This window comes from Rhodococcus sp. NPDC003348, assembly GCF_053589375.1.
This window is the reverse complement of the sequence record NZ_JBSFRT010000016.1, coordinates 103,248-123,863: the sequence shown is the minus strand read 5'-3', so window position 1 is coordinate 123,863 and position 20,616 is coordinate 103,248. Positions and strand designations below refer to the sequence as shown.

At 70.2% G+C, this 20,616-nt stretch carries 16 protein-coding genes; 10 read left to right on the top strand and 6 right to left on the bottom strand.

The genetic code is table 11. The features are described 5' to 3' along the window. Positions 1–108: 108 nt before the first annotated feature. Positions 109–1,839: a DEAD/DEAH box helicase gene (locus tag ACWDU4_RS13345; RefSeq protein WP_450114377.1), complete on the bottom strand. Its 1,731-nt coding sequence runs from the start codon at positions 1,837–1,839 to the stop codon at positions 109–111. A gap of 219 nt (positions 1,840–2,058) precedes the next feature. On the opposite strand from ACWDU4_RS13345, the gene ACWDU4_RS13340 reads away from it, so the two are divergent. Then, positions 2,059–3,366 (top strand): YhjD/YihY/BrkB family envelope integrity protein, encoded by a 1,308-nt coding sequence (locus ACWDU4_RS13340; protein WP_450114376.1) that lies wholly within the window; start codon positions 2,059–2,061, stop codon positions 3,364–3,366. On the opposite strand, the gene ACWDU4_RS13335 is transcribed toward ACWDU4_RS13340, so the two are convergent. Beyond that, complete coding sequence (locus ACWDU4_RS13335; RefSeq protein ID WP_450114375.1) at positions 3,339–3,575, bottom strand: DUF3039 domain-containing protein; 237 nt, start codon at positions 3,573–3,575, stop codon at positions 3,339–3,341. The two genes, ACWDU4_RS13340 and ACWDU4_RS13335, sit on opposite strands and share 28 nt — an antisense overlap. An 80-nt stretch (positions 3,576–3,655) precedes the next feature. On the opposite strand from ACWDU4_RS13335, the gene ACWDU4_RS13330 reads away from it, so the two are divergent. From ACWDU4_RS13330 to ACWDU4_RS13320, 3 genes are all read left to right on the top strand, one after another. Further along, a complete protein-coding gene (locus ACWDU4_RS13330; RefSeq protein ID WP_450114374.1) occupies positions 3,656–4,018 on the top strand; it encodes a DUF3099 domain-containing protein in 363 nt (120 codons plus the stop codon). A 35-nt stretch (positions 4,019–4,053) separates the two neighbouring features. Further along, a complete protein-coding gene (locus ACWDU4_RS13325; RefSeq protein ID WP_450114373.1) occupies positions 4,054–5,535 on the top strand; it encodes a DUF7782 domain-containing protein in 1,482 nt (493 codons plus the stop codon). A 153-nt stretch (positions 5,536–5,688) separates the two neighbouring features. After that, positions 5,689–6,657, top strand: coding sequence for a sigma-70 family RNA polymerase sigma factor (locus ACWDU4_RS13320; RefSeq protein ID WP_450114372.1), 969 nt, complete (start codon positions 5,689–5,691; stop codon positions 6,655–6,657). A 133-nt stretch (positions 6,658–6,790) separates the two neighbouring features. On the opposite strand, the gene ACWDU4_RS13315 is transcribed toward ACWDU4_RS13320, so the two are convergent. Both ACWDU4_RS13315 and ACWDU4_RS13310 read right to left on the bottom strand, forming a co-directional pair. Beyond that, positions 6,791–9,475: a bifunctional acetate--CoA ligase family protein/GNAT family N-acetyltransferase gene (locus ACWDU4_RS13315; protein WP_450114389.1), complete on the bottom strand. Its 2,685-nt coding sequence runs from the start codon at positions 9,473–9,475 to the stop codon at positions 6,791–6,793. Between the two features lies 1 nt (position 9,476). Then, complete coding sequence (locus ACWDU4_RS13310) at positions 9,477–10,757, bottom strand: acetoin utilization protein AcuC (protein WP_450114371.1); 1,281 nt, start codon at positions 10,755–10,757, stop codon at positions 9,477–9,479. A 154-nt stretch (positions 10,758–10,911) separates the two neighbouring features. Here ACWDU4_RS13310 and ACWDU4_RS13305 point away from each other — a divergent pair, with 154 nt between their 5' ends. The 3 genes from ACWDU4_RS13305 (at position 10,912) to ACWDU4_RS13295 (ending at position 13,775) form a co-directional block, all read left to right on the top strand. After that, positions 10,912–11,595, top strand: a complete 684-nt coding sequence (locus ACWDU4_RS13305; RefSeq protein WP_450114388.1) for an iron dependent repressor, metal binding and dimerization domain protein — start codon at positions 10,912–10,914, stop codon at positions 11,593–11,595. A 6-nt stretch (positions 11,596–11,601) separates the two neighbouring features. Beyond that, a complete protein-coding gene (gene galE / locus ACWDU4_RS13300) occupies positions 11,602–12,591 on the top strand; it encodes a UDP-glucose 4-epimerase GalE (RefSeq protein ID WP_450114370.1) in 990 nt (329 codons plus the stop codon). 149 nt (positions 12,592–12,740) lie between these two features. Next, complete coding sequence (locus ACWDU4_RS13295) at positions 12,741–13,775, top strand: phosphatidylinositol-specific phospholipase C (protein WP_450114369.1); 1,035 nt, start codon at positions 12,741–12,743, stop codon at positions 13,773–13,775. Between the two features lie 21 nt (positions 13,776–13,796). Here ACWDU4_RS13295 and ACWDU4_RS13290 read toward each other — a convergent pair whose 3' ends face one another. Next, the gene (locus ACWDU4_RS13290; protein ID WP_450114368.1) at positions 13,797–14,849 is read right to left on the bottom strand and encodes a DUF4192 domain-containing protein; all 1,053 of its coding nucleotides are present in this window, start codon (positions 14,847–14,849) and stop codon (positions 13,797–13,799) included. Between the two features lie 106 nt (positions 14,850–14,955). Beyond that, complete coding sequence (locus tag ACWDU4_RS13285; RefSeq protein ID WP_450114367.1) at positions 14,956–15,690, bottom strand: sensor domain-containing protein; 735 nt, start codon at positions 15,688–15,690, stop codon at positions 14,956–14,958. A 243-nt stretch (positions 15,691–15,933) separates the two neighbouring features. On the opposite strand from ACWDU4_RS13285, the gene ACWDU4_RS13280 reads away from it, so the two are divergent. From ACWDU4_RS13280 to ACWDU4_RS13270, 3 genes are all read left to right on the top strand, one after another. Beyond that, positions 15,934–16,896 carry a proteasome assembly chaperone family protein gene (locus ACWDU4_RS13280; protein ID WP_450114366.1) on the top strand — a complete coding sequence of 321 codons (963 nt, stop codon included), beginning with the start codon at positions 15,934–15,936 and terminating at the stop codon, positions 16,894–16,896. A gap of 130 nt (positions 16,897–17,026) precedes the next feature. Further along, entirely contained in the window at positions 17,027–18,064 is a 1,038-nt protein-coding gene (locus ACWDU4_RS13275; protein WP_450114365.1) for an alpha/beta fold hydrolase, read from the top strand. Positions 18,065–18,107: 43 nt separating this feature from the next. Further along, positions 18,108–20,612, top strand: a complete 2,505-nt coding sequence (locus tag ACWDU4_RS13270; protein WP_450114364.1) for a DEAD/DEAH box helicase — start codon at positions 18,108–18,110, stop codon at positions 20,610–20,612. Positions 20,613–20,616: the final 4 nt, after the last annotated feature.

The window sequence follows — 20,616 nt, the reverse complement described above, 5'->3', positions numbered from 1 at the left end:
GCCCGCACCATGTGGTGCGGGCCCTTCCGCGTGTCCGGCGGTCGGTGCCGCGGCGGGTCACCACCGCCGCGGTGCGGCGCGGTCACGACCGCCACGACCGCGGTGCGGTCACCAGCGTCGCAGCGTGGCGATCCGTTCGGTGAGCTGATCGACGGTCGCGATGGCGGTCGGAGGTCCCCCGCACACCCGGCGCAGTTCGCCGTGGATCCAGCCGTGCGGCTTGCCGGTCCGGTGGTGGGTCATCGCGACCAGCCCGTTGAGTTCCTTGCGCAGCTCGGCGAGCTTGGCGGCCGACCCTGCGCGGTCGGCTACGACGGGCGGAGGGACCGGCGCCGCCGGTACGGATGCCTTCGACTTGTCGAGCTGGCCCGCCTGCCGTTCCCGCAGCAGCGCCCGCATCTGGTCGGCGTCGAGGAGACCCGGCAGTCCCAGGTAGTCGGCTTCCTCGTCGCTGCCGGCGAAGGTCGCGGTGCCGAACGAGGAGCCGTCGTAGATCACCTGGTCGAGTTCGGCGTCGGCGCCGAGGGACGTGAACGCCTTCTCCTCCTCGCCGAGCTCGTCCTTCTGCTTGTTCGCGTCGGCGATCAGTTCGTCGTCGAGGCCGTCCTTCTCGCGGTGCGGCTTGCCGAGGATGTGGTCGCGCTGGACCTCGAGCTGGCTGGCCAGGTCGAGCAGGACGGGCACGGACGGCACGAAGACGCTGGCCGTCTCCCCCTTCTTGCGGGACCGCACGAAGCGGCCGATCGCCTGCGCGAAGAACAGCGGGGTCGACGCGCTGGTCGCGTACACCCCGACCGCGAGGCGGGGCACGTCGACGCCCTCGGACACCATCCGGACCGCAACCATCCACGGCTCGGTGTTGCTGCTGAACTCGGCGATCCGCTTCGAGGCGGTGGGGTCGTCGGAGAGCACGACGGTCGGCGCCCGCCCGGTGAGCGATTCCAGGATTTTCGCGTAGGCGCGCGCGACGGTCTGATCGGTGGCGATGACGAGGCCGCCGGCGTCGTGCATGCCATCGGACCGCAACTGCTGGAGCCGGGTGTTCGCGGCGGCGAGGACCGCGGGGATCCAGTCACCGTTCGGATCGAGGGCGGTCCGCCAGGCCCGCGCGGTCTGTTCGGCGGACAGCGGCTCGCCGAGGCGCGCGGCGAATTCCTCACCGGCGTTGTTGCGCCAACGCGCTTCACCGGAGTACGCGAGGAACACTACGGGACGCACGACGCCGTCGGCGAGGGCGTCGGAGTATCCGTAGGCATGATCGGCCTTGGACCGCATCAGTCCCTCGTTGTCCGGCTCGTACTGGACGAACGGGATCGCGGAGTCGTCACTGCGGAACGGGGTACCGGTCAGCGCCAGCCGGCGGGTCGCCGGTTCGTACGCCTCGCGGATCGCGTCACCCCAGCTCTTGGCGTCACCGCCGTGGTGGATCTCGTCGAGGATGACCAGGGTGCGGCGGTTCTCGGTACGCACCCGGTGCTTCGTCGGATGCGACGCCACCTGTGCGTAGGTGACGACGACGCCGTGGTAGTCGGCGGAGGTCTGACCGGTCGAGTTGGAGAAGTTGGAGTCCAGCGCGATGCCCATCCGGGCGGCGGACTCGGCCCACTGGTGCTTGAGGTGTTCGGTCGGCGCGACGACGGTGATCTCGTCGACGGTCCGGTCCCCGAGCAGTTCCGCGGCGACCCGCAGCGCGAAGGTGGTCTTGCCTGCGCCTGGGGTCGCCACCGCGAGGAAGTCCCGCGGCTTCGTTGCCAGGTACTTCGTCAGCGCACGCCGCTGCCAGGCTCGGAGGTTGGCGACGGGTGCGGGGGCTGGTGATTCGGTGTTACCCGTGAGCACTGTCGCGTCCGCTCCTTCTCGACTGTGGGGGTCGATCTCGACCGTGAAGACTGCCGGACGAGCCTAACGCCCCCCGCCGACGTTCTCTGCATCCGATGGCCCGTGCGACCGGAGGTGTCGCGAAGGCAACACCGACGGGTGGGCGACCGGTGTTGCCTTCGCGACACGGACGCCACCGGTGCGGACCAGCACCCGCTCGTCAGGGATGCTGGAAGCATCATGAGCGAACCGATCGGCCCCCAGCACCCGGGCGAGGTCCCGGGGGCGCCGTCGGATCTGCCCACCCACCACGCGGACCACATCCCGGACCGGCACCCGCTGTGGAAGGCCTGGCTGGTGATCCGCCGCACCGCGGTCAAGGCTTGGGGGGACTCGATCTTCGGGAAGGCCGCGACGGCCGCGTTCTGGCAGACGCTGTCGCTGCCACCACTGCTGCTGGGTCTGCTCGGGAGTATCGGCTACGTCGGCGGTTTGTTCGGCCCCGACACGGTGCGGATCATCGAGTCGAAGATCATCACCTTCAGCCGGTCCGCGTTCAGTGAGAACGTCGTCGACCAGCTGATCTCGCCGACGGTGTCGGATGTGCTCGGTCGGGGGCGCCCCGAGATCATCTCCGCAGGCTTCCTGCTGTCGTTGTGGGCGGGCTCGTCGGCGATCTCGACGTTCGTCGACTCGATCGTCGAGGCGCACGGGCAGAAGGACGCCCGCCATCCGGTGTGGCAGCGGATCTTCGCGCTGCTGCTCTACGTGATGTTCCTCATCGTGGCGGTGTTCGTGTTGCCGCTGGTGGCGCTCGGGCCGACGATGATCGGCCGGGTGATGCCCGCGTCGTGGTACGACGTCGGTTCCCGCATGGTCGACGCGTTCTACTATCCGGCGGTCGGACTGCTGCTGATCGCCGGCCTGACCACGCTGTACAAGGTGGCGCTGCCGAAGTCGCTGCCGTGGCATCGCCTGCTCGGCGGTTCGCTGCTCGCGGGGGTGTTCTTCATGGCGGCGAGCACGGTGCTGCGCCACTATCTGACGTGGGTGACCGGTACCGGCTACACATACGGGGCGTTGGCGGCTCCGATCGCGTTCCTGCTGTTCACGTTCTTCCTGGGGTTCGCGGTGGTGCTGGGCGCCCAGTTCAACGCGACGATCCAGGAGTTCTGGCCGGCTCGGGCCACCCGGATCGAGCAGATGCGGGAGTGGCTCGCGTCACAGGCGGCCTCGACCCCGGCCGCCGACGGCTCGGTCCCGAGCCTGACCCGGCGGCTGGCCACGGCACCCATCCGCATCGTGAACCCTGATCGGGGCAGGCACGAGGCGGCCGACCCCGAACATCCGGACATGTGCGACCTACCCGAGCCACCCCACCTGCTCGCGAGCGAGGCGACTCACTCGCCCGTCGGCGAGCCGACTCGATCGCCCGTCGGCGAGGCGACTCACTCGCCCGTCGGCGAGGCGACTCACTCGCCCGTCAGCGAGCCGACTCACTCGCCCGTCAGCGAGCCGACTCATTCGCCCGGCCGGAGCCCGTCGTAGATCTTCTTGCAGTCGGGGCACACCGGGGATCCGGGCTTCGGCGACTTGGTCACCGGGAACACCTCGCCGCACAGAGCGACGACGTGGGTGCCCATGACCGCGCTCTCGGCGATCTTGTTCTTCTTGACGTAGTGGAAGTACTTGGGGACGTCGTCGTCGGTGGACTCGTCGGTCGTGGTGTCGGGACGTTCCTTGGTCACAGTGCTCACTCGTCCATGATGACGCATCCCTGGGAGTCCGGCGAGCCCCCGGTGGTGCATCTGGGCTCTGCGAGTGGGACGCTGGAGTCATGTCTTCGAGTTCAGCCATCCCCCCGCAGGACCAGGGCGACGAGAGCTCGCGGAACCCGATTCTGATCACCGATGCGGCACAGTCGTTCGACGAGCAGCAGCGGGCCCGTATCCGCAAGTACACGATCATGATGGGGATCCGGATCCCCGCACTGGTGCTCGCTGCGATCGCGTACAGCGCGTGGGGCAACGGGTGGATCAGCCTGCTGATCATCGGTGCGTCGATTCCGCTGCCGTGGATCGCCGTCCTCGTCGCGAACGACCGGCCGCCGCGGCGCGCCGACGAGCCGCGCCGATTCGACCACAAGCCGGTCGCGGGACCGGCGATCGAGTCCACGGACCATCGCACGATCGAGGGCTGACGGGCAGCCGCCGTCCCCACTGAGACAATGGCCGCGTGAACCGCGACCTCCTCTCCCTGTGCGGCCCGCTGCGCGAGGCCCTGCACCGCACCGACTACACCGCCGACGCCGTCCTGGAGGCACTCGGCGACGATGCGCACGCGGCTCTGGGCCGCAGCGAACCGGTGCCGGTTCGCCGCGCGACCCGGGACGCCGGCGAACTGGGGGTGCTGGTCCGGTTGTTCCTGCTCGGCGACGACTGCCCGGCGAGCGAGGTCGCAGCGGCGCTCGCGCCGGTGGATCTCGACCATGCGGTCGCGGCGGGGCTGCTCGAACGCGACGGTGACCTGGTGCGGCCGGCGCTGGACCTGCGGCCGATGGATCTCGGGCAGGGCAACCGCTGGGTGATCTCCGACCTGGACGGCAGCATGCGGCCGCGGACCACGGCCCCCGACCATGTTCTCGGGGTCGGGCATGCGTCGCTGTCGCTGCTGCGCGGCACCCCGACGGCCGGGACCGGAACGGTGCTCGACGTCGGCACGGGCTGCGGCATCCAGGCGTTGCACGCCGCCGGGTACGCCCGGGCGGTGACGGCCACGGACATCAACCTGCGGGCGCTGGACCTGTCGGCGGCGACGTTCGCGCTCAACGGTGTGGACGTCGAACTGTTGCCGGGGTCGTGGTTCGAGCCGGTCGCGGGGCGGACGTTCGATCGGGTCGTCGCGAATCCGCCGTTCGTGGTCGGGCGGGCCCGGGTCGAGCACACCTACCGGGACTCGGGCCTGGACCTCGACGGGGCGAGCGAGCTGATGATCTCGCGGGCGATCGACCACCTGAATCCGGGCGGGACCGCGTCGATGCTGGCGTCGTGGGTGCACGTCGCCGGGGAGGACTGGCGGTCGCGGGTCGCGTCGTGGCTGCCTGCTCACGGTGTCGACGCGTGGATCGTGCAGCGCGACGTCGCGGATCCCGCGCTGTACGTGGGGACGTGGATGCGTGACGCTGGGCTGGACCCGCGGGATCCGGCGACCGCCGCGCAGGCCGAGTCGTGGCTGGCGCACTTCGCCGACAGCGATGTCGAGGGAATCGGGTTCGGGTTCGTGTACCTGCGCCGCACCGATGCCCCGTCGGACGTGCTGGCCGAGGATCTGCGGCACGGTTACAGCGATCCGCTGGGCGACGAGGCACTCGGCTACCTGGACCGGGCGGCGTGGCTGCGGGACCGGGACGTCCTCGCGGAGCGGTTCGAGGTCGCCCCGGCCACTGCGCTGGAGCGGGTGTACCTGCCGGGTGAGGAGGGGTGGCAGCAGGTCGTGGCGCGGCTGCACCGGGGCGACGGTCCGGCGTGGCAGCACGAGGTGGACGAGCTCGCGGCGGCGTTGCTGGGTGGAATGCGTCCGGACGGGCTGGCGTTGGGGGAACTGGTCGAACTGCTCGCCGCCGCGCACGGCGAGGACGCCGATCCGCTCGCGGGTTCGGCGGCCGCACTCGTGCACGGATTGGTCCGGCACGGTCTGGTGCTCCCGGTGGGAATGTGAAGCCGGTTCCCGGCGATCGTTCTTCTCAGTAACTTCTCAGGTCGAGTGGCGGGAACCTGCAGGTCAGCGGCGATGTGACGGAGATCGCACGGGAACTTTGCCTGGTGGCGGGGCGTTGAACCACATGAGAGACCACCGATGAGGAGGCAGGTCATGACGAGCCCCACCACCCGCCGAGCGCGCCCGACTCCCGAGGATCTGGATGCCCAGTCCCCGGCCGCAGACCTGGTACGTGTCTACCTGAACGGGATCGGGCGTACTGCGCTGCTGACCGCCGCGGATGAGGTCGAGCTTGCGAAGCGGATCGAGGCGGGACTGTATGCCGCGCACGTGCTGGAGACCGGGAAGCGCCTGACGGCCAACAAGAAGCGCGACCTGGCCGCCATCGTCCGCGACGGCGAGAAGGCCCGCAGTCACCTGCTGGAGGCCAACCTGCGCCTGGTCGTCTCCCTGGCCAAGCGGTACACCGGCCGCGGGATGCCGCTGCTGGACCTGATCCAGGAGGGCAACCTGGGCCTGATCCGCGCGATGGAGAAGTTCGACTACGCGAAGGGCTTCAAGTTCTCGACGTATGCCACCTGGTGGATCCGTCAGGCGATCACGCGCGGCATGGCGGACCAGTCCCGCACGATCCGGCTGCCCGTCCACCTGGTCGAGCAGGTGAACAAGCTGGCCCGGATCAAGCGGGAACTGCACCAGCAGCTCGGCCGGGAGGCGACCGACGAGGAACTGTCGGAGGAATCGGGCATCCCCGCCGCGAAGATCGCGGACCTGCTCGACCACAGCCGCGACCCGGTGAGCCTGGACATGCCGGTCGGCACCGACGAGGAGGCGCCGCTCGGCGACTTCATCGAGGACTCCGAGGCCACGTCCGCGGAGAATGCCGTCATCGCCGGACTGCTGCACAGCGACGTTCGCAGCGTGCTCGCCACGCTCGACGAGCGTGAGCAGCAGGTGATCCGGTTGCGGTACGGGCTCGACGACGGCCAGCCGCGCACGCTCGATCAGATCGGCAAGATCTTCGGCCTCTCCCGTGAGCGGGTCCGGCAGATCGAGCGCGAGGTGATGGGCAAGCTGCGTCAGGGCGAGCGGGCCGACCGCCTGCGGTCCTACGCCAGCTGACGTCACTCCCCCACGAACCAGCGCCGGTCGATCCGAAGCTCCTTCCCCCCTCGGGAGCGACGGATCGGCCGGCGCGTCTGTGTCCGGGGCCCACGTCCGTGTCCGTGGGCCTGCTGCGCCGGACGTGCGTGGCTCAGCGCAGGCGGCGCGGCCCCAGGTCGACGCGCGTGCTCGGTTCGGGTCCGATCCGAACCCGCGAGTCGGTGATCTCGGCGCCGCTCTCGCTCGCCAGGACCGGCTCGCAGACCAGTTCCCGCACCTCGGGCAGGTCGTCCCCCAGCGCCGAGATCCGCTGCAACAGATCCACCAGCGCCGCCCTGTTCACTCCCGGCCCGCCGCGGTAGCCGGCAAGCAGCGGTGCGGCCTTCGGCGCGTCGATGAGTTCGCCGGCCTCCTCCTCGGTCAGCGGCAGCACCCGGTAGGCGCGGTCCCCGAGCAGGTCGGAGATCACACCGGCGAGCCCGAACGAGATCAGCGACCCGAACGACGGGTCGTCCTGCACGCCGATGGCGCAGCCGAATCCCTTCGTCGCCATCTTCTGCACGTACAGCAGCGGGTCCCCCGATGCCGCCGCGAGGTCGCGGTAGGCCCGGCGCACGGCGTCCTCGGTGTCGAGGTCGAGGCGCACCCCGCCGAGGTCGGGGCGGTGCCGCCACTGCTCACGGGTGGCCTTCACCGCGACGGGATAGCCGAGGGCCTCGGCCGCGGCGACCGCCTGCGCCTCGCTGGACGCGGCGGCGAACTGGGCGATCGCGACGCCGTAGCACGCCAGAAGTTCCGCTGCCTCGAAGTCGGTCAGCCACCGCCCCTCGCCGCCGCTGTCCGCCAGCCACGAGTCCACCAGTTCGGCGGCGCGGGCGGCGTCGATACCGTCGGGCCGCACCACCTGCGAGATCGGCTTGTCGCGCCATTGCGCGTAGCGCCACGCCCGCGCCAGCGCCAACGCCGCCCGCTCGGGTTCCGGATAGGACGGCACCGAGCCGCGGATCGGGTTGCCGTCCGGGCCGAGCACCGCGAGCACGTCCGGAATACCCTCGGCAGCAAGGAAAGTGGTCACGATCGGCTTGCCGGAGTCGCGGGCGGCGTCGCGCACCGCCTTGGCGTAGGGCTCCGGGTCCATCGCGACCGGCGGCACGAACACCGCGATCACCGAATCCACGTCGGGATCCTCGATCGCCGCGCTGACCGCGCCCGCGAACTCCTCCGGACCGGCCTGTGCTCCGAGATCGACGGGGTCGCCCGCCTCCAGCCCCTGGGAGCGTGCGGCGTCCACGGCCAGCACGCCGAGCGCCGACGAGTTGCCGACCACCGAGAGCCGCGGTCCCGCGGGCAGCGGTTGGTAGCCGAAAAGCACCGCGCAGTCGAAGAGTTGGGCGATCGACCCCACCTGCACGACACCCGCCTGCGCGAACAGGTCGGAGACGATCGGGTCGTCGATCTCGACGGCGTTCGCCTTCAGCGCGGGCGGGACGGCGTGCCGGCCGGACTTGACAGCGACGACCGGTTTGTTGCGGGCGACCCGCCGCGCGATCCGCGAGAACTTGCGCGGGTTGCCGAACGACTCCAGGTACAGCAGCACGACCTCGGTCTCCGGGTCGGTGTCCCAGTACTGGAGCAGGTCGTTGCCGGAGACGTCGGCGCGGTTGCCGGCGGAGACGAAAGTGGACAACCCGATGCGGCGCTGGGCCGCCTCGTCGAGAATCGCGATGCCGAGAGCGCCGGACTGACAGAAGAATCCCACCTTGCCGCCGTGCGGAAGCACCGGCGCCAGGGTCGCGTTCAACTGCACCGCGGGGTTGGTGTTGGCGACACCGAGCGCGTTCGGGCCGACCAGTCGCATGCCGTGGGCGCGGGCGGCGTGCACGAGCCTGCGCTCGGAGGTGTAGCCGTCGGACCCGGTCTCGCTGAACCCCGAGGACACGACGACGAGCGCCTTGACGCCCTTGGCGAGGCAGTCGTCGAGGACGGAGTCGATCGCCTCGGCGGGCACGGCGACCACCGCGAGGTCCACGTCGTCGGGGATGTCCCGCACCGAGGGGTACGCCCGCACGCCGCGCACCGACCGGTGTTCGGCGTTGACCGGGTAGACCGGCCCCGTGAACCCGGCCTCGAGCAGGTTGCGCAGGACCGCGTTGCCGACCTTGCCGTTGTCGGTGGACGCGCCGATCACCGCCACCGACTGCGGACTGAGCAGGTTGCGCACGCTGCGCGCCTCGGCGGCCCGCTCCCGGGCGTTGCGGACGGTCAGCAGCGCCTCGGTCGGGTCGATGGCGAATTCGAGTCGCAGCACCCCGCCGTCGAAGCTGCGGCTGACCTGGTAACCGGCCTCCCGGAACACGGAGACCATGTTGCGGTTCTCGGCGAGGACCTCGGCGACGAACATGGTCAGGCCGTTCTCGGCGGCCGCGCCGGCGAGGTGTTCGAGCAGGATCGGTCCAAGGCCGCGGCCCTGGTGTTCGTCGGCGACGACGAACGCCACCTCGGCCGACTTTCCGTCCCCGACCTCGAGCAGTCGCTCGTACCGACCGACGGCGATGATCTCGTCGCCGAGGATCGCGACGAACGCCACCCGATTGTGGTGGTCGACGGTGGTGAAGTGCACGATGTCCCGGTTCGACATCGTCGGGTACGGCCCGAAGTAGCGCAGGTAGCGGGTCCGCTCGGACAGCTTGGCGTGGAACGCGACCAGCCGGTCCGCGTCCTCCGGGGTGATCGGACGCAGGTGCACGGCGCCGCCGTCGGTGGCGAGCACGTCCGCGATCCAGTGGGAGGGAAAGGCGGGCCGGATCGGCTGCGGGGTCGAGTCGGGGTTGGTGATGTCAGTCACGGGGGTCCTCCGGGTCCAGGCCCAGCAGCGGGAAGCTGGCCCTGCGGGTGGCGATGATGGCGGCGTCGACGCGGACCAGTGCCCGGTCGACGGTGTTCACGCCCGTCTCGGGGGTGCCGCCGGGACCGTCCCACGGCAGGTGGTCGGTCACCCCGCCGTCGGTCATGGTGGTCGGCAGATCGACGCCCGGCGCCATCGCCGCGACCCGCTCCCTCCAGGCCGCGGGGACGGCCACCGTCGGATCCAGGTCGCGGTCGAGCGCGGTCGCGATCAGGTGGGTCCAGGCACGCGGCACCACCCGCACGAGTCCGTAGCCACCGCCGCCGACGGCGATCCAGCGTCCGTCGGCGTACCGGTCGGCGAGGTCGCGCATCGCACGGAACGCGGCACGCTGGCCGTCCACGGTCAGCGAGAGGTCCGCGAGCGGATCCTCCCGGTGACTGTCCACGCCGCACTGGCTGATGACGATCTGGGGTTTGAACGCTGCGACCGCGGCGGGCACGATCGCGTGAAATGCCCTCAGCCACACCGAGTCCACGGTTCCCGGCAACACCGGCACATTGACGGAGGTGCCCTCCCCGGCACCGGATCCGACCTCGCTGGACCAGCCGGTGTTGGGCCACAGGGTGGCCGGGTGCTGATGGATGGACACGGTCAGCACACGCGGATCGCCGAGGAAGGCGTGCTGCACCCCGTCGCCGTGGTGGGCGTCGACGTCGATGTAGGCGATCCGGTCGAATCCGTTGTCCAGCAACCACGAGATCGCGATCGCCGCGTCGTTGTAGACGCAGAACCCGGACGCCCAGTCGGCCATCGCGTGGTGCATGCCGCCCCCGATGCTCACTGCCCGCCGGGTGCGCCCGGCGGCGACCTCGCGGGCGGCGGCGAGCGTGCCCCCGGCCAGGATCGCGCTCGCCTCGTGCATGTGCGGGAAGATCGGGTTGTCCTCGCTGCCGAGTCCGTGCGGGGCGGCCTCCCCCTCGGCGCGCGCGTCCGCGAGGCCCTGCGCGGGGCCTACCCCGGCGGCCTTGACGGCCGCGACGTACCCGGGGGTGTGGACCCGCAACAGGTCCGCGTCGCTCGCCGGGTCGGGGGCGACGATCTCGGCGCCCTCGATCAGCCCCAGCCCCCGGGCCAGGGACATGGTCAGGTCCAGGCGGGTGGGATTCATCGGGTGGTCCGCACTCCACCGATAGTTCAGATAGTCCGGGCTCCACACGACGACGCCGTCGGCGCCGCGATGCGGGGTGACAGGAGGGGACTTGTCGGCCATGAGGTCACGCTACTGGCGCTCGGTGGGAAGGCGCGAGCGGCGCACGGCGTTGTACACCATGTGCCGCGTGTGGTGTGAGTCGCACGCTCAGCGCGTGTGGCAACGATTCGTCGGATCCCCCCGGTAGAATCACCGCGAACGAAGGGGCGTGAGCGTGAAGGATCTGGTCGACACCACGGAGATGTACCTCCGGACGATTTACGACCTTGAAGAAGAAGGCGTTGTGCCACTGCGGGCCCGGATCGCAGAGAGACTCGAGCAGAGTGGCCCGACCGTCAGCCAGACCGTGGCCCGCATGGAGCGGGACGGACTGCTGCTGGTCGCCGGTGACCGGCACCTGGAACTGACCGAGAAGGGCCGCGATCTCGCAGTCGCGGTGATGCGCAAGCACCGGCTCGCCGAGCGGTTGCTGGTCGACGTGATCGGCCTCGAGTGGGATCAGGTGCATGCGGAGGCGTGCCGCTGGGAGCACGTGATGAGCGAGGAGGTGGAGCGCCGTCTGGTGAAGGTGCTCAACAACCCGACGACCTCCCCGTACGGCAACCCGATCCCGGGTCTCGCGCAGCTCGGCCTCGATGCCGACGAGGGCGCCGAGACACTGATCCGGCTCACCGAGGTGCCGCCGGGTCAGCCCACAGCGGTGGTGGTGCGCAGGCTCGCCGAGCACGTGCAGTCGGACCCCGAGATCATCGGACAGCTGCGCGATGCGGGCGTGGTGCCCAATGCCCGCGTGACGGTCGAGACCCACCCGGATTCGGTGACGATCACCGTCCCGGGTCACGAGGGTGTCGATCTGCCCGCGGAGATGGCGCACGCCGTCCAGGTCAAGCAGGTCTGATTCCAGGTGCGACTTCTGGTCACCGGCGGTGCCGGTTACGTGGGCAGTGTGTGCGCGACCGTGTTGCTCGAACGCGGTCACGATGTGGTCGTCGTCGACGACCTGTCGACCGGTAACGCCGATGCGGTCCCGGTCGGCGCCGAGTTCGTCGAGGGCGATGTCGCGACCGCGGCGGCACAGGTGCTCAGCCGCGATCCCGGGTTCGACGGCGTGCTGCATTTCGCGGCACAGTCGCTGGTCGGCGAGTCGGTGCTCGAACCGGCCAAGTACTGGCAGGGCAACGTGGTCACGACGTTGGCGCTGTTGGAGGCGATGCGGGCGTCGGGCACCCCGCGGTTGGTGTTCTCGTCGACGGCGGCCACCTACGGGGAACCGGACCGCACCCCGATCACCGAGGACGATCCGACGCGGCCGACCAATCCGTACGGCGCCACGAAACTGGCGATCGACCACGCGATCACCTCGTACGCGAACGCCTACGGTCTGGCCGCGACGAGCCTGCGCTACTTCAACGTCGCGGGCGCGTACCGGGGCGCGGGCGAGAACCGGGTGGTGGAAACGCATCTCATCCCCCTGGTGCTCCAGGTGGCGTTGGGCCAGCGCGAGAAGATATCGGTGTTCGGCACCGACTGGCCGACGCCCGACGGCACCGCGGTGCGCGACTACATCCACGTCCTCGACCTCGCGGACGCGCACCTGCTCGCGCTCGACCACGCCACCGCCGGAACGCATTCCGTCTACAACCTCGGCAGCGGCGCGGGTTTCAGTGTGCGCGAGGTGATCACGGCGTGCCGGCGGGTGACGGGTCTTCCGATCGCGTCGGAGGACGCACCCCGGCGTGCCGGCGACCCGGCGGTCCTGGTCGCGTCGAGCGAGAAGGCGATCGCCGAACTGGGGTGGAAGCCGCAGCACACCGACCTCGACGAGATCGTCTCGGACGCCTGGGCCTATCTCCAGGCCCTCGGCGATCGTTCGCACGCCGCAGGGCGGAGCTGACAGACACCGCACGGGCCGCGCACACCGGCCCGTGCGGTGCCGTATCTCGCGATCCCGACCGCGCCGCGAGCCGACGTGCGATGCTGCACTCCGTTCGTGGGCCGTCGACGGCTCCCTGTCGATGCGCGTGAGCAAAGGACGGATCTGCTGTGGCGGTGCACCTCCGGGTTGTGCGTGCAGGGCGCGCGAGGCGTTCACTGTTCGCCCTCGTCACCGCACTCCTCCTGATTCCGGCGCCGCTCGCCGCGGCCACCACCGGTTCCGCCGATTCCGGCAGTACGCCGGCACTGGGCAGTTCCTCCGGCTCGGTCGCCGACAGCGGGCTCGATCGGGCCGAGAATCCGGACTGGATGGGCGGGCTTCCCGACGACGTCGGGTTGTCGGAGCTGTCGCTGCCCGGAACCCACGACACGATGGCGATGGGGGCGTCGGTGTTCGCCCTCACCCAGGACCACGATCTCCCGACCCAGTTGCGGGCCGGAATCCGGGTCCTCGACGTTCGGACCCGCCATTTCCGGGACGTGTTCCCGATCCATCACGGGGTCGAGTACCTGCACACCAACTTCACGAATGTCGTTGTGCAGGTGACGGATTTCCTGCGCGATCACCCGACCGAGGCCGTCGTGATGCGACTCAAGGAGGAGTACACGGCAGCCGAGAACACCCGCGGCTACGAGGACACGTTGAACTGGTACATCGACGAGAACGCCGAAACGCGTGACCGGCTCCGGCAACACCTGTGGCATGCTCCCGCCGGAAGTGGTTTCCCGGCTCTCGGTGCGGTGCGCGGCAAGATCGTCGTGATCCAGGACTTCCCGGGCTCGGCCTCGTACGGTCCGCGCTGGGGCGGCGCAGGCACCGACATCCAGGACACCTACGAGCTCGCCGGACTCGGCGAGGTCGACCGCAAGTGGGAACTGGTCCGGGGGCAGTTCGAGCGGGCCGCGTCCGGCTCTCCGGCCACCTTCTTCGTCAACCACCTCAGCGGAACCGGAAATCCGGTCGCACTCGCGACGGGGACCGTTCCGGTCACCGTGGCGCGGGGCGGGCCCGGTGTCATCGGGATCCTCGACCGCACGGAGGCCTTCCTCACCGCGAATCCGGCAGGGCGGACCGGCGCGGTGATGGCCGACTTCCCCACGGCCGACCTGGTGGACGCGCTGGTGTCCCGGAACTTCCGGTAGTCCCTCCGCCGCCACTCGCGCTCACGCGGCCGGCGGCAGGGTCACGCCGAGGGTCCGGGCGACGTCGCGGCCGGTCCGGGCGAGGTCGACGATCACGTCCGGACGAATACCGCCGTGCAGGGCGTCGTCGAGGAGCCCGGCGAGGCGATGCCCGGGGTCGGCGTCGAGGGCGGCGGTGAGGGCCACCCCGGCGAGTGGTCCGTCACCGCGGGCGTAGGCGCTGAACCCGAGCAGCGCGGCCGGTTCGGCGCGGGCGGGCCCGGACAGTGCCCGGGCCATGACGATCCATGCCCGTTCGGCGGCATCGGCGAGTTCGGTGATCGCGAGCGCGAGCACCGAGTCGCGCACGGCCGGTGCCTCCAGAGCGACGGCGATCGCGGCGACCCCCTCGTCGGAGAGGGCTCCGTCGGAGGAGGCGATGCGCGCGAGCACGTCTTCGAGCGCGGAGCGGACGGACCGCGGCCGCGCCCGCGACGTCGGATGCCGGGCCAATGCGAGGAGGCGTGCGACGCGGTCCCGGTCCGCGCGCGGGCGCGGCTCGAGGATTCGTTCGAGTTCGAGCCGCGACGCGCGAATCGGGCGGCCGCGGATCACCTGGGCCACGGCCACCGCCGATGCGGTCGGGTCGGGAACGGTGCCGTGGCGCGGATCTCCGAGCAGACCCCACCACTGCGCACCGGTTTCGATGCCGGTGACCGCGTGAGCGCCGGCCAGCGCGACGCCGACCTCGGCGAGGGACGCGGAGAGGAGGTCGACGAGGGCGTGGTGCAGGTCGTGGATCGGACCGTCGCCGTGCGCTCGGTCGTCGACGACCACGACGATCACGGAGGCGGCGCCGGCTCGTTCGCACAGCGCCGCGAGACGGTCCACGGACAGGCGGTCGCAGTTCGAGGCGGTGCCCGCGAGGTCGTGTCGCATCACGGCCTGCACCGTCGCCGGGACACCTCCCAGGCAGATCACCACGAGGGAGCGGTGCGGCCGGAAGCCGAGCAGCGCGGGGACGGCGGCGATCAGGTCTGCGGGGTCGCTGAGGTGAACCCGTCCGTGCGGACTGTTCGGGTACATGGTTGCCATGCACGAACCGTCCCCGACGGCCGCGACGCCAACCGGTCCGCGATGGCCGAATTCGCCCGGCCTGTGGACGGATTCGCGTGCCGTCCCCAATCCCGCGCGCGCGGCTTTACTTCGCGGCCGCGTTGACCTTCTGGACCGCCTCGGTGAACAGCAGGTCGAGCGTCGCCGAATCGGGGGCGCCGTCCCCGAACGACATGTAGGTGGCGGAGATCCGAACGTCGTCGACCTGAGCGAAGAGCCGCAGCATCGACTGGGTCACCGACTGGTCGGCATTGCCGGAGGAGACGGTCTGCCGCAGGGCGAGGGTGTCGTCGGCGTTCAGCGGCGGGGCGGGCAGCACGACGGTGGTGACCTTCGCGGACGCCCCGTTCTTCGTGGTGGTCACCTCGAGACACCGGTCGATCTCGGCGGCGCGGTCCGACAGGGGCGCGTCGACGCGGGTCAGCTCGATGGAGATGGTGGCCCGGGCGGCGTTGTCGGTGCCGACGACAAGGGCGGTGGCGTCGGGACCGAAGTTCTGCGGCGGAGGCTTGCAGCCGGCAGGGTCCACCTTCGCACCGGCGGGGATCCCGTCGAGGTCGGCGGCGGCCTGCTCGACCGCCTGTTCCGGCAGCACGATCGCCTGGTACGGCTGCGGAAAGTTCTCGGGCGTCAAGAGCATCGACGACAGCGGCGCCGCGATCCGATCGGTCGACGCGCCGCCGGCCTTCGGGGCGGCGGTGCCTCCGGAGACGACGGCGGCTCCCCCGACCGGTTCCGCAACCCCCGAGACGTTCGACGAGCACCCGGCGACGGCGAGGGTGACGGCGGCGGCTCCGGCCACCAGGATTCGGCGTGTCACGACAAGGTCCTCTCGGCGATCGCGGGCGTGTGCCCCAACTCTGCCAGCTCGACGACCGGTCGCCGCCGAAGGCCACGGCGCGTCCGCCGACAGCGAACACCGAAACCGGCAACGAACAGGGAATGATGTGCCCGCCCGTCACGTTGATCGAGGCGAGTGTGGGCGCGAGACCCGGGGGTGACGCGCCCCGCCGACCGGTAAGGGACACTGGTCGACAACGAAGACGCGAAGGGGTTGTGAACGATGGACGAGCAGTCGGGCATGTACGAGCTGGAGTTCCCGGCCCCGGTGGTGTCTGCCAACGACGGCCGCGGCCCGGTCCTGGTGCACGGGCTGGAAGGGTTCTCCGACGCCGGTCACGCGGTGAAGCTCGCCACGACCCACCTCCGCGAGAGCCTCGAGACCGAACTCGTCGCCTCGTTCGCCGTGGACGAGCTGATCGACTACCGGTCGCGACGGCCGACGATGACGTTCAAGTCGAACCACTTCACGGACTACGACGCCCCGGAACTGAATCTCTATGCCGTCAAGGACACCGAGGGCATCCCGTTCCTGCTGCTGGCCGGCATGGAACCGGACCTCAGGTGGGAGCGCTTCACCACCGCGGTGCGGCTGCTGGCCGAACAGCTCGGCGTGCGCCGCACCATCGGGCTGAACGCGATCCCGATGGCGGTCCCGCACACCCGCCCCCTCGGCGTGACTGCGCACTCGGCGAACCCGGACCTGATCGGTGAGAACCAGGGCTGGCCGGGCGACCTGCGCATCCCCGGGAGCGCGTCGTCGCTGCTCGAACTCCGGATGTCCCAGCACGGGCACGAGTCGATGGGGTACTCGGTGCACGTCCCGCACTACCTGGCACAGGCCGACTACCCGGCGGCCGCGGAGACCCTGCTCGAACACGTCGGCGAGGCCGGCGAGCTGACGCTGCCGCTGGCGGCGCTCGGCGAGGCCGCCGCACGGGTCCGAGAGCAGGTCGACGCCCAGGTCACGGGGAACGAAGAGGTCGAGTCCGTGGTGCGCGCGCTGGAACGCCAGTACGACACGTACGTGACCGCGCAGGAACAGCAGTCCAGCCTGCTGGCCACCGACAGCGAACTGCCCAGCGGCGACGAACTCGGTGCCGAGTTCGAGCGCTTCCTCGCCCAACTCGACGGCAACGACGAGGGGCCCGGCCTCGGGGACGGGCCCGGCGGGCGCGACCTGTAAATCCGTTTTACAGTTATCAGGCGCGCAGAGGAGTTCATCTATACGATCGTCCAAATCATCGCTCGGTAGGTCGGCCAACGAAACACCCTGTTGTCAGGGGTACGGAGCCGACGAACGACAGGAGTGACCCATGGGCGGAGACCGAACCCGCGCATTGCGTCCGGTGCCCGACACCGAACCCCGCCTCGCGTTCCGGACCATTCACGGATACCGGCGTGCATTCCGGATGGCCGGCAGCGGGCCGGCGCTGCTCCTGATCCACGGCATCGGTGACAACTCGGCAACGTGGAACGAGGTCATCCCTCACCTGGCGAAGAACTTCACCGTGATCGCGCCGGATCTGCTTGGCCACGGGCGTTCCGACAAGCCGCGCGCCGACTACTCGATCGCCGCGTACGCCAACGGCATGCGGGACCTGCTGACGGTCCTCGGGTTCGACCGGGCGACGGTGGTCGGCCACTCGCTCGGCGGCGGCGTCGCCCTGCAGTTCGCGTACCAGTTCCCGCAGATGATCGAACGCCTCGTGGTGGTCTCCCCGGGCGGCGTCACCAAGGACGTCAACCCGGCACTGCGGTTCGCGGCCCTCCCGATCGCCAACGAGGCGTTGCGCCTGCTGCAGATCCCCGGGGCACTCACGCTGGTCGGGGCGCTCGGCCAGGTGGCGGACCACCTGTATCGGGGACCGTTCAAGGGTGCCGCGCTCTTCCACGACACACCCGACCTGGTCCGGGTGCTGCGCGACCTGCCCGACCCCACCGCCCGGGAGGCGTTCCTGCGCACCCTGCGGGCCGTCGTCGACTGGCGCGGTCAGGTCGTCACCATGCTCGACCGCTGTTACCTGACCGCCGACCTGCCCGTCCAGATCATCTGGGGCGACCGCGACGCCGTCATCCCGGTCAGTCACGCCCACCTCGCACACTCCGCGCTCCCCCACTCCCGCCTGGAGATCTTCCCCGGCAGCGGGCACTTCCCGTTCCACGACGACCCGATCCGGTTCCTGCGCGTGATCGAAGACTTCGTCGCCACCACCCGGCCGATGGAATTCGACCACGACAGGTGGAGGCAGATGCTCGCGGACGGGGTCGGCGAATCGCAGATCACCGGTCCCAGCGCGACCCGCGAGGCGGTTCTCGACGCGATGGGCGCCGACGAACGCAGCGCCACCTGACACCAGGGCACCCCGGGTCCACCTTCTCGAATAGCCTGTATCGGTGCTGCTCTCCGATCTGGTCCCCGACTCCCCCGATGCCGACTCCCTCTTCGACGCCTTTGCCGGCTGGGCATCGGAGCGCGGGCTGACGCTGTATCCCGCGCAGGAGGAGTCGCTGATCGAGATCGTCTCGGGCGCGAACGTCATCCTGTCCACCCCGACCGGGTCAGGCAAGTCGATGGTCGCGATCGGTGCGCACTTCGCCGCGCTCGCGGACGGCAGGCGCACCTTCTACACCGCGCCGATCAAGGCTCTGGTGAGCGAGAAGTTCTTCGCGCTGTGCGAAGTGTTCGGCGCCGAGAACGTCGGCATGATGACCGGCGACGCGTCGGTGAACTCGTCGGCGCCGATCGTGTGCGCGACCGCGGAGATCGTCGCGAACCTGGCGCTGCGGCAGGGCGCGGACTCGGACATCGGCCAGGTCGTGATGGACGAGTTCCATTACTACTCCGAACCGGACCGTGGCTGGGCGTGGCAGGTGCCGCTGATCGAACTGCCGAACGCCCAGTTCCTGCTGATGTCCGCGACCCTCGGCGACGTGTCGTTCTTCTCGGATGACCTCACCCGCCGTACCGGCCGGCCCACCACGGTGGTCGGGGGCACCGAAAGGCCGGTGCCGCTGACCTTCTCGTACGCGAGGACACCGATCGGCGAGACGATCGAGGAACTGGTCACCACGCACCAGGCGCCGGTGTACGTCGTGCACTTCACGCAGGCCGCCGCCCTCGAACGCGCGCAGGCGTTGACGAGCGTCAACATGTGCAGCAAGGAGGAGAAGGCCGCGATCGCCGACGCGATCGGCGGATTCCGGTTCACCACCGGCTTCGGCAAGACGCTGTCCCGGCTGGTGCGGCACGGCATCGGCGTGCACCACGCGGGCATGCTGCCGAAGTACCGGCGCCTGATCGAACGGCTCGCGCAGGACGGCCTGCTCAAGGTCATCTGCGGCACCGACACCCTCGGCGTCGGCATCAACGTCCCGATCCGCACCGTCCTGATGACCGGGCTGACGAAGTTCGACGGCACCCGCACCCGGCACCTGCGTGCGCGCGAGTTCCATCAGATCGCCGGCCGCGCCGGCCGCGCCGGGTTCGACACCATGGGCACCGTCGTGGTTCAGGCGCCCGAGCACGAGATCGAGAACCACCGCCTCGTTCTCAAGGCCGGTGACGATCCGAAGAAGCTCAAGAAGATTCAGCGCAAGAAGCCGCCGGAGGGCTTCGTCTCGTGGGGTGAGCCGACGTTCGAACGTCTCGTCGCCGCCGCCCCGGAGCAGCTCACCTCCCGGTTCCGGGTGTCGAACTCGATGCTGCTCAACGTGATCGCCCGGCCCGGCAACTGTTTCACCGCGATGCGACACCTGCTCGAGGACAACCACGAGGCGCGGCCGCAGCAGCGCAAGCACATCCGTCGCGCGATCGCCCTCTACCGCGGCCTGCTGCAGGCCGGGATCGTCGAGCAGTTGGACGAGCCGGACGAGAACGGCTCGTGGGCGCGGCTGACCGTCGACCTGCAGCGCGACTTCGCGCTCAACCAGCCGCTGTCGCCGTTCGCGCTCGCGGCCATCGAACTGCTCGACGTCGACGCCGTCACCTACGCCCTCGACGTGGTGTCGGTGATCGAGTCCACCCTCGACGACCCGCGGCAGATCCTGATGGCGCAGCAGCACGCCGCCCGCGGTGAGGCCGTGCAGCAGATGAAGGCCGACGGCATCGAGTACGAGGAGCGGATGGAACTCCTCGAGGACATCACCTGGCCGAAGCCGCTCGAGGAGCTGCTGTACCCGGCGTTCGAGACGTACCGGGGCGGGCACCCGTGGGTGTCGGAGTTCGCGCTGTCCCCGAAGTCGGTGGTGCGGGACATGATCGAGAAGACCATGACGTTCGCCGAACTCGTCAGCCACTACGGCCTCGCCCGGTCCGAGGGCCTGGTGCTGCGCTACCTCGCCGACGCGTACCGCGCTCTGCGGCAGACGGTTCCCGACTCCGCGCGCACCGAGGAGTTCGAGGACATCGTCGAGTGGCTCGGCGAGCTGATCCGCCAGGTCGACTCGTCGCTGCTCGACGAGTGGGAGCAGCTCACCAACCCTGGTGTCGAGTCCGACGACCAGCAGGTCGCGTTCGGCGCAGACATCCCGCGCCCGGTCACGGCCAACGTCCGCGCGTTCACCGTCATGGTCCGCAATGCGATGTTCAAGCGAGTGGAGCTGGCGTCCCGGCACCGATGGGACCTGCTGGCCGAGCTGGGTGACGGGCTCGAGGAGCAGGACTGGTCGGAGCTGATGGAGCTGTACTTCGACGAGTACGACGAGATCGGCACCGGACCCGACGCCCGCGGCCCGCAGCTGTTCACGGTGTCACGGGAGGCGGAACTGTGGCGCGTGCGGCAGACCCTCGCCGACCCGAACGGCGACCACGGCTGGGCACTGGTCGGCGAGGTCAACCTCGCCGAATCCGACGCCGCGGGCGAGGTCGTCTTCGACGAGTTCGAAGTGATCGAGGGGTGAGCGG